At 49.4% G+C, this 16,230-nt stretch carries 10 protein-coding genes; 4 read left to right on the top strand and 6 right to left on the bottom strand.

The features are described 5' to 3' along the window. Window positions 1–292: 292 nt before the first annotated feature. From DS731_RS20120 to DS731_RS22400, 4 genes are all read right to left on the bottom strand, one after another. Complete coding sequence (locus DS731_RS20120) at window positions 293–1,771, bottom strand: tryptophan halogenase family protein (protein WP_119502992.1); 1,479 nt, start codon at window positions 1,769–1,771, stop codon at window positions 293–295. Continuing rightward, window positions 1,768–3,345 carry a tryptophan halogenase family protein gene (locus tag DS731_RS20115; protein WP_119502991.1) on the bottom strand — a complete coding sequence of 526 codons (1,578 nt, stop codon included), beginning with the start codon at window positions 3,343–3,345 and terminating at the stop codon, window positions 1,768–1,770. The genes DS731_RS20120 and DS731_RS20115 overlap by 4 nt, the downstream gene beginning before the upstream one ends. 69 nt (window positions 3,346–3,414) lie before the next feature. After that, the gene (locus DS731_RS20110; protein WP_119502990.1) at window positions 3,415–4,566 is read right to left on the bottom strand and encodes a helix-turn-helix domain-containing protein; all 1,152 of its coding nucleotides are present in this window, start codon (window positions 4,564–4,566) and stop codon (window positions 3,415–3,417) included. Between the two features lie 317 nt (window positions 4,567–4,883). Further along, window positions 4,884–5,420: a pilus assembly FimT family protein gene (locus tag DS731_RS22400; RefSeq protein ID WP_119502989.1), complete on the bottom strand. Its 537-nt coding sequence runs from the start codon at window positions 5,418–5,420 to the stop codon at window positions 4,884–4,886. Window positions 5,421–5,652: 232 nt separating this feature from the next. Between DS731_RS22400 and DS731_RS20100 the strand changes: the two genes are divergently transcribed. Then, window positions 5,653–6,297 (top strand): HAD family hydrolase, encoded by a 645-nt coding sequence (locus DS731_RS20100; RefSeq protein ID WP_119502988.1) that lies wholly within the window; start codon window positions 5,653–5,655, stop codon window positions 6,295–6,297. Between the two features lie 178 nt (window positions 6,298–6,475). Here DS731_RS20100 and DS731_RS20095 read toward each other — a convergent pair whose 3' ends face one another. Then, complete coding sequence (locus DS731_RS20095; protein WP_119502987.1) at window positions 6,476–8,404, bottom strand: metallophosphoesterase; 1,929 nt, start codon at window positions 8,402–8,404, stop codon at window positions 6,476–6,478. A gap of 225 nt (window positions 8,405–8,629) precedes the next feature. Further along, window positions 8,630–11,398, bottom strand: coding sequence for a TonB-dependent receptor (locus DS731_RS20090; RefSeq protein WP_119502986.1), 2,769 nt, complete (start codon window positions 11,396–11,398; stop codon window positions 8,630–8,632). 234 nt (window positions 11,399–11,632) lie between these two features. Between DS731_RS20090 and DS731_RS20085 the strand changes: the two genes are divergently transcribed. The 3 genes from DS731_RS20085 (at window position 11,633) to DS731_RS20075 (ending at window position 16,230) form a co-directional block, all read left to right on the top strand. Further along, a complete protein-coding gene (locus tag DS731_RS20085; RefSeq protein ID WP_119502985.1) occupies window positions 11,633–12,232 on the top strand; it encodes an RNA polymerase sigma factor in 600 nt (199 codons plus the stop codon). A gap of 35 nt (window positions 12,233–12,267) precedes the next feature. Then, window positions 12,268–13,140, top strand: coding sequence for a FecR family protein (locus DS731_RS20080; protein ID WP_119502984.1), 873 nt, complete (start codon window positions 12,268–12,270; stop codon window positions 13,138–13,140). Between the two features lie 123 nt (window positions 13,141–13,263). Continuing rightward, on the top strand, window positions 13,264–16,230 hold the full coding sequence (locus DS731_RS20075) for a TonB-dependent receptor domain-containing protein (protein ID WP_119502983.1): 2,967 nt from the start codon (window positions 13,264–13,266) through the stop codon (window positions 16,228–16,230).

The following is a 16,230-nucleotide window of genomic DNA, read 5'->3' as shown; positions in this document are numbered from 1 at the left end:
ACGCATTTTTAAACTTTTCATTAACAATTTTGAAAAGCATGGGGAGATTACGCCTGCACAAAAAATAAGTCGTTTTAATGGCGCTAAAACCGTGAATTCGAACGTTCTGATTCACGAAACGAACGTTCTTTTAAATGAGATTCTTTAAAAATCAATAGTTTGATTGGGTGTGGTGAAGTGATTAAAACCTTGGATTTATGCTGGGAAACACAAGAAATCAGGGGGCGCTGAGCTGTCTGCTCGGGGCAAAGTCCTCAGCGTCTGCCTTGATGTTAATACTTCTGAGCGGTATTCATGCCCGGTTAAACAATGAATTCAGGTATTGTCTGTGAGTGGGTAAGCCGGCAACTGTGCGGTCGATATTGCTTTTGATATGAGTAAGCAAATTCTGTAATTCCTGTTCACTCATCATATCGGCGATAGGGTGGTAGGCCTCAGGCAAAAGTCCCTGACCTATCATCACCTGCTGCCAGGAATCATCAAACAGTTCGTTATTTTTGCGGTGGATCTGACCCGACTCTCTGAAAATGGTTAAACGCCGCGCCAGTGAATCAGGCACGTCCATTTGCTTACAGTGACGCCAGAAGGCTGAGTCGGTGCGCTCAGTCACGTGATAGTGCAAAATAATAAAATCACGGATATGTTCAATCTCATCCACACTCTGGCGGTTAAATTCGTCAACGACGGACTGCTGCACTTCTCCGTGGGGGAACATGCGCAGTAGTCTGACAATGCCCTGCTGAATTAAATGGATGCTGGTGGATTCAAGTGGCTCAATGAAACCGCTTGCCAGCCCTAATGATACGCAGTTCCGGTTCCACTGTTTTACCCTGCGGCCGGGGCGAAATTTAATGACCTTCGGGTCGTTCAGCGCAGCGCCGTCAATATTGCCGGTTAGCCGTTGAGTCGCTGCATCATCAGACAAATATTTGCTGCAGAATACAAGACCATTGCCTGTGCGGTTTTGCAGAGGGATCCGCCATTGCCAGCCTTCCTCATGGGCAATACACCGGGTATACGGCAGAGGTGGTGCATGACTCTCTGTCTGAACGGCTACCGCGCTGTCGCACAACAGCCAGTGCGACCAGTCTGTGTAGCCGGTATGCAGGGTCTCTTCAATTAATACGCCGCGAAATCCGGTGCAGTCGATAAACAAATCACCATCTATCCGGTCACCATTATCCAGTTGAAGCTGAGTGATAAAGCCGTCAGCGGGACGGGTAACCACCTTTTCTATTCTGGCATCAATACGTTTCAGGCCAGCCTCTTCAGCGAGTTGACGCAGGAACCCGGCGTAACGGCCTGCGTCGATATGGAACGCATAATTCAATCCATTTTTGGGAAGATGAGCAAACTTGTGCGCTTCAGCGGCTACCCGTTCGAGGCAATACTGACCAAAATCTCCGCTCAGGCCCAGTTGTCTTCCTCTGGTCCAGAAGTGCTGAAAGCCCGCAGCCCAACAATCCTGTCCGGTAGCGCCGAACGCGTGAAGGTAGCTGTCCCGTGTGGTCCGCCAGTTTTCAAAGTTAATGCCCAGTTTGAAGGTCGCATTTGTTGCCGCCATAAATGCCTTCTCATCAATTTTCAGTAATTGATGGAAGAACACCAGTGTCGGTATAGTCGCTTCTCCCACACCGACAGTGCCGATATCACTGCTTTCGACCAGGGTTACGTCTACGCGGTTATGCAATAAACGGGTTAGTGCAGCGGCAGCCATCCAGCCTGCGGTGCCGCCACCTGCAATGACAACGCGTTGTTTTTTATTGTTCATCTGTTCACCTGATATTGACGGGCGCCGGTAAGCTGATTTAAGAGTGCGCGGTTCGCGGGAAGACCGGCAAGATGCTGACGGGTTAATTGCTGTTGTTTGTGCCAGGCATGCTGATGTCCTGAAGAATCATGATCAGCGGAACCGGGCAGAAAGGCAGTGTTGAAACCCATGCCATACAACACATACAAATAACTGGCAGCGGGGAATATCTCATCGCGTAAATTAAAGTCTGAGGCGTTGGGGCTGCGGGTCGACCACATACTTAACCAGTCCTGAAGTTGCTCAGAACAGGAAGACAATTTACGCATTTCCTGCCAGTAGGCAGAATCATCCCTGTCGCTGAGCACATAGTGCAGCTTGAGAAAATCGACAATCCGCGACCATTTGCCTGTAAGCTGCTGGTTAAATTGTCTGGCTACCGGCGCTATCTGATTTGTATACCGCGGGAGTTGTTCAGATAACAAAGTAGCTGCCAGTTCGATCATAACCAGCGCAGATGCTTCGAGTGGTTCCAGAAAGCCTGCCGAAGTGCCTATGGCTACGCAATTTTTCTGCCACGGCGAACGCCGGTAGCCTGGCTCAAAGTTAAAATATTTTGCTTTGCCAGAAAACTCACCGAAAGAAATATCCCGCAGTGATGTGTCGCTGCCGGCATAACGATGAAGCGTCCGGATCGCTTCTTCAGCAGTGCAGTGCTGTGAACTGTACACGTAGCCCGCTCCCTTTCGCTCCGGCAGGGCAATATCCCATATCCAGCCTTTTGACTGCGCAACAGAGCGGGTAACTGATGCCACAGTTGAATCATCTGCAGCGTATTGGCACTGCACGGCTACAGCACTGTCATTAGCGAGTATATGTTTACAGGAAATGAGTGGCTCACCGCAGTGTTCTCCGATGAGACGGGCAGAAAACCCGGTGCAATCAATAAATATGTCACCTTCTATCTCCCTGCCGGTCTTATCCAGCACCACACTGTGAATACCGCCGTCTTCGGACGGGATGACTGAGCTGATGTGACCGGTAATATGGGTAACACCCGATTCTGACGTAGCGTGGTTCTTTAACAGACCGGCAAATTTAACCGCATCGAGGTGGTAGCCATAATTCACTACTCCGGCGAACGGTGGCGTTTCTGCTTGCTTAGGGGCAAGGTTACGATCGCAAATGGCTCCCTGCGATGTGGCTACACTGGCAAAATCCATTTGAGGCTGATGCCGCTGCCACCATGCCGCACAATCGGTGTCAAAGTAATTAAATGGCAAGGAAAAAGGGTGGTAATACTGATGAGGCGATGCCTCCGGCTTACGCCAGTGGTGAAAGGATGTGCCCTGTTTAAACGAACCGTGACAAGCGGTGAGAAATGTCGCTTCATCAATGCCGATTTTTTGCAGCGTGCCACGCATGGTAGGCCAGGTGCCTTCTCCAACCCCAAGGGTAGGGATGCCCGGTGACTCAATCACAGTGATTGATAAGTTACCCGGCCGGTGCTTAGCGGCCAGGATACAGGCTGTGAGCCAGCCTGCTGTGCCACCGCCTGCAATGACCACCGAGGTAAGTTGTTGCGTGTCCTTCATGTTACTCCCTTTGCACTGATGCGCATGAAGAAGCGACATGAAATGACTGGCTCACTACATAACGCTTAACTACGCGCTTTGCCTGGCCTGTTTATTTTTAAAATCGTTACGGTACTGGCTGGGCGTTTTATTAAATTTTTTCTTAAACAGCGTGTTATACACAGACTTGCTATTGAATCCGGCATCGTAAAATATGTTGGTGATGCTCTTATCATTGTGTGCCGGGTCTTCCAGCATTTGCCTGGCTTCCTGTATCCGGTAATTATTAATAAACTCGTAAAAGTTCACTTCATAATGCCGGTTAATGGCGTTTGATAATTCTTTGACCGGGATGTCCAGTTTCTCAGCCAGCCGTTCGAACGATAAATTCTGGTTTAAATAAGGTCTCTCGCTTTCCATGGTACTTTCAAGCCGGCCGATAAGTGCTTCGCTGACCGGCTCCCGCTGAACAGTTTTGGCTTTCACCGGTTGAGCCCGCAAAAAGTGGGATGCAGCCATAAAAATAACAACATTCAGCAGCCCGAATTGCATGTAATAGGACGCCAGTCCTATCAATTCAACGACTTCGTAATACGGGAAGCCGTACAGTGAATGGTACACTTTGATGGCGCTCAGCATGGTTTCCCACGCCAGGATCCCTGTCAGCACCATCAATACTTTCGGCAGCCAGGCCGGTACGTTGTATTTTTCTTTTATCTGGCTGTCGCTCTTTAAAATCAGCAGCACCGCATAGACAGCGAAGGCTACCCGGATAAGCTTTGCCAACAAATCCATAAAGACATAGTCAAAGTCGGCGAAGCTGTAGTTTTTAATCAATGTCACCCTGACATCGTAGGGTAGCGCATAAAAATGCTGGTAAATGAAAACGCCAAACACCAGCAAGGGCAGTAAAAAGAAAGCGTGCCACCGCTTCAGTGCAAAGTCCTGCTGTGTCACCGCGCAGGCAAACAAAAACAGCAGCGGACCATCCAGCCAGTAGGCAAAATTCAACGTGAAAAAATAGTTGGGCGATGACTCCAGTACCCAGTAGCGGAAAGTGCTTCCCCATAACACCAGCTCATGCACTGCAATACACGCGTGCACCACAAAAAATGCGATAAGTAAGCTGGTTGGAAAACTTCTTCCGGACCGGTTAAAGCCAATGTAAATAGCTACTACCAGACATTCAAAAGCGATAAGAAGGAGAACCAAATCATGTAAGTTGAAGAGGGTTTTATCCATGATTCTCTGACACGACTCTTGTAATAATATTGTTAATAAGTCAGAGGGATAGTAACCAGTCAGTTTGACTAAATCAATGGATAAAATTGCCAGTCAGCGCTTAGCCGAACGTTCTTCTGCACGATTTCCCGCTTTTAATTCTTATCTCGCTTATTTCAGTTTGCTTGCCTTTTCTTTTCACACGGAAGAAATAACAAACGACTTTTCATGCCGTTACAAGTTCTTTCCTTTAAACGAACGTTCGGATTAACGATTCTGGCTTAGAAGTAATATGTCAGCAGGGAGGCCTGACTATTTTAAAAGAAGGTAGTGGGAGGTTAACACCCTGAAACATCAACAATAATTTCAGGAGGCTTATACACGTCCACAAAGGTTTCGTAGGAAACATAGCAGGCCGTGGCAACCACTTCGTTATGCCCCACACCCTGGTTAATTTTACTTCGAACAGTGATGTAAATTTCACGGGTAAGATCGCCGCTGGCAGACTGGCCGTTGAAATTATCGGCCCAGGTGAAGTCATTGGCACCAAAACTCATCAGTTCCATTATTTCCGGAATGCCGTCACTATCACCGAACGAAAGCGCCAGCGGATAGCCTTTGTCGAAATAGACACCATCAAAATCAAAACCATTATTAAATCCGCCGTTCCGTTTGGCGATGATGGCTTTAGTGTGAGCAATGTTCGCAGTGGATTTCAGTGCGCCGGCAAGGGTATTAATAACAGCAGCATTGGCTTCAGATGACAGGTTCACAAAGCGCGGCAATGCCGTGACCGATAATACGCCAAGCATAATGATGACGATGATCAGTTCAATAAGCGTGAATCCGGATTGTCTGGATACCTGATAACGCATTGGCCTGCCCGATTTCTTACTCTGTCAGTCGATAATTTAAATACACCGTAATACTACTTGTTTATGGTAGAGCAGAATCCGGCGTATAGGGTTATCTGTAAATATACCTATGCACGTTGCCTTTAAGCCGCTGAGACTAAGTTTTGCAGCTAAGTACTTCATTCTTATAACGGCCTGCGTGCCGGAAACATAAGCCCGGCTTACCGCAGTTACACAGATTTAATGAGGTTTTATGACGACATCCCGCCCATTTATCATTTTTGACTTCGACAACTGTCTCGCTCCCGGTAATGCGGTGGGGGAAAACTTGCTCGCTCCTCTGTTTGACGAGCTGGAAAGACTGGAAAAGCATCATTTATCCGGTGAACAATTTTCCGCGATGAAATTCGATTTCTGGCGCAAGCCGCTGGATAAGATTGCTTCTGCCTATTCTTTTTCTGAGGAGGCTGAGCAGCGCAGTGTCGACTTCTTCAGGCAACTGGAATTAACGGGGTCAATGTCGGGATATGAAGATACGTTGTTCGTTAATGAGATGGGCGGCACAAAAATTCTGGTGACATCTGGCTTTGAAAAATTTCAGCGCTCTAAAATCAAAGGGTTGGGCGTGGAAGCGGCTTTCAGCGATATGTATTTCGACGACCCGGGTGAGCCTCCACGTAAAGGAAAAGGGCATTACTTTGCGCTAGCCTGCGATAAGTACGGGGTCGAGCCTCAAGATGTTTGGGTGATCGGAGACAATGCAGAGTCTGAAATCGCAGCAGGAAATGCTTTGGGGATGAAGACCGTACAGATTCTGCGTGCCGGTGTTGAGAGGCATGCTTCGGCAGACTATCACGTTACCGGTTTGCATGAGTTTGCAAAACTCGTCGGGGTGTAATTTCAAAGTAGCTGAACAGCTATTTTCTCTTTGCTTACAATAATCCTTGCGGCAAAAAGGGCAGGTGCCCGTTTCGATTTCTGATCGCCGGGTTAAACTGCACTGAAATAAGCCCCGGCAGCGGGAGTACTGTCGGGGCTTATTCTTTACAAATATGTCTTTTGTCGAAAGTAACTACTTACTCAATCGAAAACTCATCAAATAACGTCACTTCAGAATCCAAATCACTTGGGTCAAACACATAGCTTTTCACTGTGCCTGTGCTGGTATCAAGGACAGAGAATACCGACAGTACATTGCTGGCAACAAAAGGCAAATTCGGGTAGCTGTCATTTTCCATGCTCATAGGACTGAACTGCGTAGGGAAGCTCATTACACGCCCCTGTGGATCACCGTTAGGCGGATAATTCGTTTCTGACCAGCGCGGATTGGCTGAATAAACATCTTCCCAGAAATCAGCTGTAGCCGGACGCCGGTTGGCCGTGTAAGTGCCGGTGGTATCATCGTAATATGCACCGTAACTGTTACCCACATTAGAGCTTTCCAGGTAGTGCAGATCTTCCACCTGCGCGCGGTTCCACAAATGAGAATGGCCGATGTGTACCAGGTCTACGCCGTTTTCAATGAGCAGGGGTTCGATATCGTTCAGCCACACATCACCGGTAAGCGGATACTGGTAACGAATCTCCGTCGCGCTCTCCAGTGACGGCGCGATGGTGTCAGTCCATGTGGCCGGCTCAATGGGGAAGGTGTATTCAGCGACAGATTCACCACCACTGCCATTGTCCTGTACAACCTGCAGCACCGGCTGTGCAAGCACCGGAACGGTGTTGTCACCCAGGCCGAAAACGCCCTGGTGGGCCATTACCACCTTGTACTTGGCATTTTGAAATGCATCAGTCTGCATAACATCTGTCAGCCAGGCGTATTGCTCTGACTCAGCATCGAAACGCTCAAACAAAAACTCACCAAATCCCCACTGTGTCGGGTCGGTGTAGTTTTCTGCGTTTTCAACAAATTTGGTTTTGTTGTTCGGGGTAACACTCCACGAACGCCAGATCCGGGACACATTCATAGAAATCAGGAACACGTCACCAAACGATACCGCGAAGTATTCTTCGCCGCGGGGCCCATCATCCGGGAAGGAAAAGATATCCAGAAAGCTCATCTGGTTATGAGAGTGATCGGCAATCCACTGTGCTTTAACTGTTTCATCGTCAGACGGGTTAACGTCGGCTTTAACCTGTTCATAGGCGACTTCTGCAAACCATGCCGGTTGGGGATCACCAAAGCCGCCGTTCAGAGAATAACTTTCTTCATCTGGCGTATAACGGCCCATGACCTCATGGTTACCGATAGTACCGAACACCGGTGCATGCTGGAGAATTTCACCGCCATTGTAGGGAAAGCCCGGCATGTATTGCTGGTAGTGTCCCTGCAGGGCAGGAAAGAATGCCGGCGCATTGTCTTTGGCCTGATCGAACCATTCTGAAGCGCGGTCGGGTACATTCACAAAGTCACCGGCAAAGAAGACAGCGTCAGGCGTGCCAACGGTTTCCACTACCTTTTGATAGTTTGCGACAACGTTCTTTTTCGACTGCAAATCAGAGGTCAGCAGAATCATTAACGGCTGACCCGCAGCTGGTGTAGGGGCAAGGGTAAAGGTGTCACTGGTAAATGCAAAGCCGTCCTCGTCAGTACTGGACACCGAGTAATCTACCCGTTCTCCCTGCGTCAGTCCTGTTGCAGTGGCTTCATGGCGATAAACGTCACGATACGTCACTGTTTCGAAGGTCTGATTGTCGATAGCAGAGCCAGAGTCTTCCATCATGCGTTCCAGCTTCGTGGTGGTAACATCCGTGATGGTCTGGTCAGCATAGGTTAATGCATGTTCACTGCCTTCGAAATTGGTAAACCACACCACATTAACGCTGGAAGCAGTGGGTAATTGTAAAAACGGGTCTGTGAGCATTTTATGCTCAGGGTTCACGATAACCGGCACTTCTACTTCAACGGGCACTTCAACTTCAACCGTTTCATCGTCATCACAAGCGGTAAGAGTAAGCAGGAGCCCGAGGGTGCCCGCAACGCGTAACTTCCACAACATGGATACATTCCTTTTGAACGAATAGAGAGAAAAAATAAATGGAGTACTGCGCAAACCAGCGTTACAGGATTGAATGACGTTAGTGAGATATTTTTATTACAGTGGCGTGATTTGTTTGGAATTTTTTATTCTTTGAGTTGCGGGCTAAGAATAAATTGCTGAGTAAGAATAAAAAAGCCGGGCAATGCCCGGCTAACAGTTTCAGGGAAGAAACACGCAGTAAACTTAGAAGTTACCCCGCAGGCCGAGAGAGACGCGGCGACCGGAGAACTCATACATGGTCGGGAAGGCCGGGTCCATGGTGTAACCTTTGGTGGCTTCGTCAGTAATGTTGATGCCTTCCAGCGTCACTTTGAAGGTTTCGTTGATACGGTAGCCTAAAGACACATCGTACTGGCCGTAGGCATCGCGGTATACCGGATACATGTCACGCTCGATATATTCCACGTACTTGTCTTTGTAGTTGTAAGACACGCGGGCATCAAATACGTCGTCTTCATAGTAGAACGTCACGTTATAGGTTTCGTCAGCCAGTCCTTCCGGCGGCGTAGGAATACCTAAATCAGAAGCGCCTGTTAAAGAGTTATCCAGCGTTGTGTAGTTGGCATTCACACCAAACCCGTCGAGCACGTCATGGAAACGGGCGAAAGGCACCTGAACGATAAATTCCAGGCCACTGACATCATAGGAACCTTCAGCGTTAACTTTCTGGTAAACGTCGAAGTCGTAAACACCGTCAATAGTGCCGTTGTCGTTGTACTTGGTCACACCTGTTACCACGCCGGTGAGTGATTCACGCACAACGCCTTCGATTTCTTTTTCAAAGTAAGATACGGCCAGCAAACCACCTTCTTCCAGATAATATTCCAGTCCCACTTCCCACTGGTCAGCATAGGTAGGTTTCAGATCCGGGTTACCGTCGCGGTATTTAAACTCATTTAAGCTCACGGTACGTTTGTAAGCGATGTCAGTCAGTGCCGGGCGGATGAAGGTTTCTGACGCAGCAGCACGGAACAATAACTCGTCGGTAATATCCAGCGTGAAGTTCACACTTGGCAGGGTTTCTTTGTAATTACCGGATTTGGAGACTGGCGCAGAGGTATAGCCGGTTGAGCCATCGTCATTCTGTACCTGGTGGTAACCTGATGAATTTACGTCAGTATCAATATAACGCAAACCCGTGTTCAGTGAAGCCGGCATGTTGCCAATATCAAACTCGAAGTCCGCCATCACGTACAACGCCGTTGCCTTCTCTTCTACTTCGTAGAATTGATCCGGTTCAAAATCCACTGCAAAGCCGTCGTAGCGCATTTCGCTGCGGGCGTAGGCATTTGAAATTTGTGCCCAGTCTGATTTTGAGGCCACTTCCGGTAAATACTCACCGCCCGACACTAAGTCAGAAATGGTGGTTAAGTCGCTGTCAGCCAGTGTGCGGGTGCCTACCCATGACGAGTCCCCCTCAGCCGGTCCGGTTACGCGGTTAGTACCGTAATCACGGGTTTTCGATTTATCCGTATAGCGTCCGCCAAACTGCACTTTTGCCAGCGCAGGGAAGAAACTTAAATCCATATTACGGGTGAAATCCAGCTGGGCGGCGTACTTGTCGTCTGAAATGCCCTCAAGATTCACTTCGTAGTAATCGAAGGTGTACGCTTCCGGCGAGTTGTACATATCGAAGGATTCAGGATTATCGCTGGCAATGGTTTCACCGCCTGTGCTGGTGTAACGGGTACGGGTAGGGCGATAAGCCGTATGCTTCAGGTTGGTGGATTCCTCGGTCTTCTCAGCACCGCTGTAACCCACAACGCCGTAAACATCCCAATCACCAAACTGCCAGTCCATAGTCAGGCTGTATTGCTGATAATCCGTAGTACGGCTGTACTCTTTACTCAAAAATTCGTGCTGTGTGGCAGCATAATCTACATCAGTCAGCACCGTCATTCCGTAATCTGCTAATGTCGTGCTGTCGTAAGCATTGATACGCTCTAACGAACTGATACTTGAGGCGGAATACGCTGCCGCATCATATTCGTCTTCGTGGTTATCGAAGGTGCTCCACATGCTGTCGAAGGTTAAGCTGAAATCCCGTGAAGGCTTATACTGAACAGATGCCGTGGCGCCCCATTTTTCCTGCTCGCTCAGGTAAGAGCGGTCACCCACTTTATCAATAAATACAACGCGGCTGGTTTCGTCACTGTCGAAGCGGTCGTCAATCGTGATGCCGGTATCGCGGGCCAGTACATCAGCAGCCTGGTCTGATTGCCACTGTGATGAGCCTGATTTTTCTAAAAAGCGCGAAAGCGGACGGAAATTAATGCCTGAGTTGCTGTCTGTGCGGTTGGTACGTTCTGAATAGGCAAACGACACTAACGCGCCCCAGTCGCCCATGGTGTCGCTGGCCAGGAATGAGAATTTAGGATCTGTTTCTTCCGAAATATCGTTGTAGGCGCCTTCAACGGACGCAACAATCTGGCGGCCGTCATAGTCAAACGGGCGGGCTGTACTGATAGCGACTGAACCGGCAATACCACCTTCTTCATCTGCAGCCGTCGGCGATTTCTTAACGGTAACACTTTGAATAATTTCAGAAGCAAAACTGTCGAATTCAACATCACGGCCGCCGCTGCCTGACGCAGTAGCAAGGTTGTTAATAGACACAAAAGTAAATTCAGTCGGCAGGCTGCGTACATTAACGCGCTGGCCCAGACCCTTGTTTCGCTCAATGGTAACACCGGGCATACGTTGTAGTGCTTCAGCCAGGTTTTGCTCGGGGAAGTCAGCAATATCCGAAGCCACAATCGAGTCAGAAAAGCCAACCGTGGTACGTTTGATATCAATCGCCTTTTCAAGGCTCTTCACGTAGCTGCCTGTAACCTCGATTTTCTCAACACTATCGTCCTTTTCCTGCGGGGCTTCCTGCGCAACAACGGTGCCGGTGATCAGGGTGCTCAGTGCCAGAGCAAGTGGCGACAACGGGAATAAGCGGTTTTTCATGAGTGTGTTTTCCTGTAAATGTCTTTGCGACTAATTTTTGAAATTCGCCAACCATGACGACAGGAAAAACGCCTCGGGGACGAATTTTATGGTGAAGTTTTTATGTCAGTTTAAAGACAAGGGATTCATAAATATGTCATTGAAATGTCATATAAAAAACTGTCCCCGATCACGTAATATGCCCGTCTTTAACGTGACCCGTTTTATCTGAACTTTACTGAGAACCGAGTAACTATGGCACTGGCCAAAACCACTGACAGCACTGAACCTGCGCATCTGCAGGCTGCGAATATGAACATGCCTGAGCATTGTGCAAAGCAGAATCGTGTTCTGCTGCAATGCCTGATGGCAAATCAGGACGCTGTGAAAAACTATCTGATAAAAGCGGTAGGGCAACGTGCTGACGCAGAAGATCTGTTTCAGAAATTACTGGTGAAGGCTATGAATACAAGCTTTCATGAACATCTGGATAATCCGCTGGCCTATGGCTATCGCATGGCGCAGCATCTGGTTATCGATCATCACCGGGAGCAACAACGTGCTCCGGCAGAGCTTGAGCATGAGCCGCAATGCGAAGCAGTGTCACTGGAAACCATGCTGGATAATCAGCAGCGTGTAGCGTTATACAAGCAGGTATTAAGTGAAATGTCGCCGCTGCGCCGGGATATTTTTATCCGTCGCAGACTGCATAATGAAAGCAGACAAGATATCGCAACCACCCTGGGACTCAATGAAGAAACGGTGAAGAAACACATTACCCGTGCAATGGATGCATTGAAAATTGCCATAGAGGCGCGTTTTTCTGATAAGCCCCGTCCCCGTTCCGGCATTTGAGTCGTCGTTACAGTACGACAGCAGGTTAAATTACTATGACAGAAATAAATAAAAACCATGACGCCGGAAACGATGAGATTAAACAGGCTATCTGGGACGATCCCGCCTTACTGGAGGCGCTGGCTGAACATGAGTCTCACACGACGTCGCGCAATGCATCAAGATGGGCGTGGTTGGGCGGAATGGCAGCATGCTTTTGTGCGGGCGTTATTGGCTGGTACGTTATTCAGGAACAATCATTCCCTGATGAGATGCCGGTGAAAGTGGCTTATGCGTCACCGCAGACATTCAGCAGCGTTGATGCACAAGATGTAAAACTGTCTGACGGCTCTGAAGTGGCCATGAACCGCGGGGCCAGCTTGCACTTTTCGGAGTCGGCCAGAAACCGGCAGGCAAAGTTAACCAAAGGTGAAGCGTACTTTGAAGTAGCCAGAGACGAAGCCAGACCATTTACTATAGAAACAGGTAACGCCAATATTCAGGTGTTAGGTACGGCGTTTAATGTGGATAAATCACTCTCGCAAACTCAAATTGACGTTTTTCACGGTAAAGTCGCTGTGTCTATGCCCGACGGCAGTGACCGTGTGGAACTGATTAAAGGACAGCGTGCCAGTGTGACGGCCCGGGGCATTACCGTGTCAGCCTTTACGGCAACAGAACCTGACTGGCAGGCAGGCTGGATTGATCTGAACAATGTGTCGTTAAATGATGCGCTTTATCAACTGAACCGCTATAGCAACAAACCCGTTGTTTTGCAGCACGTTGATGATAATGCCGCACATATCAGTGGCCGCTTTAAAGCCGCTGACATTGCCGGTTCCGCCAGGTTGTTAGCACAAATGAACGGTCTGGCGATGCATGAATACGAGGACAGTATTGTGCTGGCGAAGCAGGAAAACGGCAAATAGCCGCAATTTAGCGTATTCAGTGCGGTTGATGGCAGCAGCTCCGGCTGTTGTCATAAATCTTTCATTTAATCACTTCACACTGTTTTGGATTAATAAGCTAAGCATTAAGAGTGATTCGGATTCATGTGGGTAAGGGCAGGACTGACAGCAATATCGATGGCCTTGCTGCCCCGTTTATTGTTTGCCGCCGGTTCCGTTACTGAATTTCCCGCTCCGTCACCAACCATCACTAGCCCGGTCAGTCTGCCAGCCAGACTTACCGCACTGTCTGAGCAGTTTTCTGTTCCTGTCATTTACTCTGCTCATACCGTAAGTAACAGCGCTTTCAATGCGCTTTCAGACAGCGAGTTTCAGCGCTGTTACGACACGTCGCAGCCTTTACAGATACAGCTTTCTGCCTGCCTGCATCCGCTGGGCCTCGTATGGCAACATACTGAGTCAGGCATCATCATCAAGCCCGCTGAGACACCTGCAAACCGCAATGCGCAGTCAGGTGAAGACAGTATTGCCCTGGAAGAGGTGATGGTGACCGGGCACATGTCGACGACCTCGCCTGAGGCTTACAATCAGCATTATGACAATGCCACCCGGTATGCCAGACAAATCAAGTCTGAGGCGGTAGGCGAGAAGGCGGTACTGGTCGGGGCTATGCTAAACCGCCTGCCAGCAGGAAATTTAGCCGAGGCGCTGCAGGCCTTGCCCGGACTGAGTATCACCCGTGATCGCGGTGAAGCACTTAACATCAATGCGATGGGCTTAAGTGCGGAATATCAGATGACACTGCTTAACGGGCACCGTCTGGCGAATACAGAAAATATCCGCAATTCCAACCAATACGGTCAGCAATATCGTTTTGATACGTTGAGCGCCGGATTATTTAATCAGGTGACCATGTTTAAAACTGCCGCTACCGCTCAGCCCGCCGGTGCGGCTGGTGCAACGGTGGATTTATTGAGTGATGATCCCCTGGCTTATGAATTCAACAGTGCGCAGGTCCGCCTTACCGCGGCATCACCGGAGGCCGGTATTAATTATCAGCCTGGCTTTGCCGCAATCGGTAACCTGCGTAACCACAGCGGCACGCTGGGTGCGGTATTCCGGATGAATTACGAGAACCGTTTGCAGCGCCAGTATCAATTTGAAACCTGGCACTGGGGCGAAAACGGTGGCGCACCGGAACAGTTTCAGTGGCAGGGGCTGGCAGACAATACATTGGTCCCCACAGACGGCCTGGCACTGACTATCGAAAACGAAGACCGTACCCGGGCAACTTACTACGCTAACGTGGTCTGGCAGCCTGTGGACGCATTGCGTACATCACTTTTATGGCTGCGCTCCGATACCGGTTTTTCTTTCGATGAACACCGGCTGTCGGTGAGCCCGGTGAATGAGCAGGCAACTGCCGTGACAGGACAGAACAACAGCATTTCTGCTCTTCATTTCGGTCGCGCAAAGATGAAATCTACCCGCGAGGAGTCAACACTCGACTATGCCACAGATACCTTTCAGGCGTCGGCAGAATGGAAAAGTGACAGGCTGCCCCTTACCGTTACGCCATTTTACAGCCGGAGCAGAGCGGACAGTGTGACCCGGGACCCCATTTCACGGGTGCATGTGGCAATGCAACCTGCCGGGGTGGATGTGGACGTGTCAGATCATCAACTCAATCAATTTGTTGTTGATGGAAATACCGGCCTTGTCAGCAGCTATTCCCATATCACTCAAATGAGTAAGCGGCGGATCAGTGTTGAGAATTCTGCGACAGAGTGGGGCGGCGACGTAGCGTTTACGCCGCCGGGTGAGGGCCCTTTGTCAAATATAGAAGCCGGGTGGCTGCATGCCACACAGGCACATCATTACACACGCCGGGACATTCAGTTAAGTGAGTCCGCGCTGGCAGCATTGCCGGATTTAGATGGCAGATGGCTGATGCCACTCCCCAACGGATTTGAAGCGGACTTTTTTACTTACGGGCAGGCCGGGTGGCTGATCCCAAAAAGCGATTTATTTCAGTTGTACGATATCGCGTTGTCTTTTCCTGCTGATGGTCAGGCATCAGTGAATGATTTGCTGAACAGCTATGCCGTTACGTTTAACGCCATGGAAGTGTATGTATCGGCTGTCTGGCAGCCGTTCGGGGCCAAAAATAACGGGCCGGATCTCATGATTGAAAGCGGCATGCGTTACACGCACACTGAAAGTGAGACGACCGGGTCCGGGTTCAACAGCGGGGGAAGTGTTATCGCACAGCATTTTGCCCGTACCGACAGCGCCTGGTTGCCCTCTGTTGCCGTGAAGTGGCAATTTACGCCTTTCTGGCAATGGCGTGCAGGATACACCCGCTCACTCAACAGACCGAACTATTCAGATTTAAACCCGAAAATCCATGTAAACTCAGGCGGGCTGCCTTATGCCGAAGCAGGAAACCCTCTGCTTAAACCTGTTATGGCTGATACGTTAACCACATCTGTGAACGTAAACAGTGAAAGCATCGATGCTGAGTTACTGGCATTCTCCCACCACCTCACTGATTACATATCGGAGCAAGCGCTTACTCTTGATTACCGGGGCACAGAATATGAAACTCTGCAGCGAACCAATAACAGTGAAGGGCGGATAACCGGTGTACAGGCGGGGGCTGAAATTGCTTTCGGACAACCGGGCATTCAGCATCTCCGTCACCGTTTGTCTGCCACGATAACCCGTGTCACCAAAGCGCAAATATCATCACAATCTGAGGGAGATCCCACCGCGCACTGGCGTGCAGAAGGTGTCTCTGACTGGACGGGGAACATACGACTGTTATCCGGCTGGCAAGCCTGGCAGGCTGCAATCAACATTAACTACCGCAGCCGCTTCGCCGAGCAGCGGGATTTAACCAATAATGCAGATGTTTATGTGGAAGATTATACCGGCGTGGATCTCAGTCTGAACTGGTTATTTTCTGCAAATGCGACATTGCGTATGGACATTTACAATGCCACCAACGAAACGGTAAAGCGGACTGTTGATACCGGAGAGGCATCGGCGTTGATGAAGATCGGAGAATCAGGCCGCAGGTTCGTGGTGAGCCTGGGCCTGATGTTTTAG

Source organism: Alteromonas sp. RKMC-009 (assembly GCF_003584565.2).
Classification (GTDB): Bacteria; Pseudomonadota; Gammaproteobacteria; order Enterobacterales; family Alteromonadaceae; genus Alteromonas.
This window is presented reverse-complemented; position numbering and strand designations above follow the sequence as displayed.

What these genes read in the sequence shown, in the direction of transcription:
- DS731_RS20110 (WP_119502990.1), bottom strand. Translation starts at nt 4,566, where the DNA reads ATGGATAAAACCCTCTTCAACTTACATGATTTGGTTCTCCTTCTTATC.
- DS731_RS20090 (WP_119502986.1), bottom strand. Translation starts at nt 11,398, where the DNA reads ATGAAAAACCGCTTATTCCCGTTGTCGCCACTTGCTCTGGCACTGAGC.
- DS731_RS20075 (WP_119502983.1), top strand. Translation starts at nt 13,264, where the DNA reads ATGTGGGTAAGGGCAGGACTGACAGCAATATCGATGGCCTTGCTGCCC.
- DS731_RS20115 (WP_119502991.1), bottom strand. Translation starts at nt 3,345, where the DNA reads ATGAAGGACACGCAACAACTTACCTCGGTGGTCATTGCAGGCGGTGGC.
- DS731_RS20095 (WP_119502987.1), bottom strand. Translation starts at nt 8,404, where the DNA reads ATGTTGTGGAAGTTACGCGTTGCGGGCACCCTCGGGCTCCTGCTTACT.
- DS731_RS20120 (WP_119502992.1), bottom strand. Translation starts at nt 1,771, where the DNA reads ATGAACAATAAAAAACAACGCGTTGTCATTGCAGGTGGCGGCACCGCA.
- DS731_RS20100 (WP_119502988.1), top strand. Translation starts at nt 5,653, where the DNA reads ATGACGACATCCCGCCCATTTATCATTTTTGACTTCGACAACTGTCTC.
- DS731_RS20080 (WP_119502984.1), top strand. Translation starts at nt 12,268, where the DNA reads ATGACAGAAATAAATAAAAACCATGACGCCGGAAACGATGAGATTAAA.
- DS731_RS22400 (WP_119502989.1), bottom strand. Translation starts at nt 5,420, where the DNA reads ATGCGTTATCAGGTATCCAGACAATCCGGATTCACGCTTATTGAACTG.
- DS731_RS20085 (WP_119502985.1), top strand. Translation starts at nt 11,633, where the DNA reads ATGGCACTGGCCAAAACCACTGACAGCACTGAACCTGCGCATCTGCAG.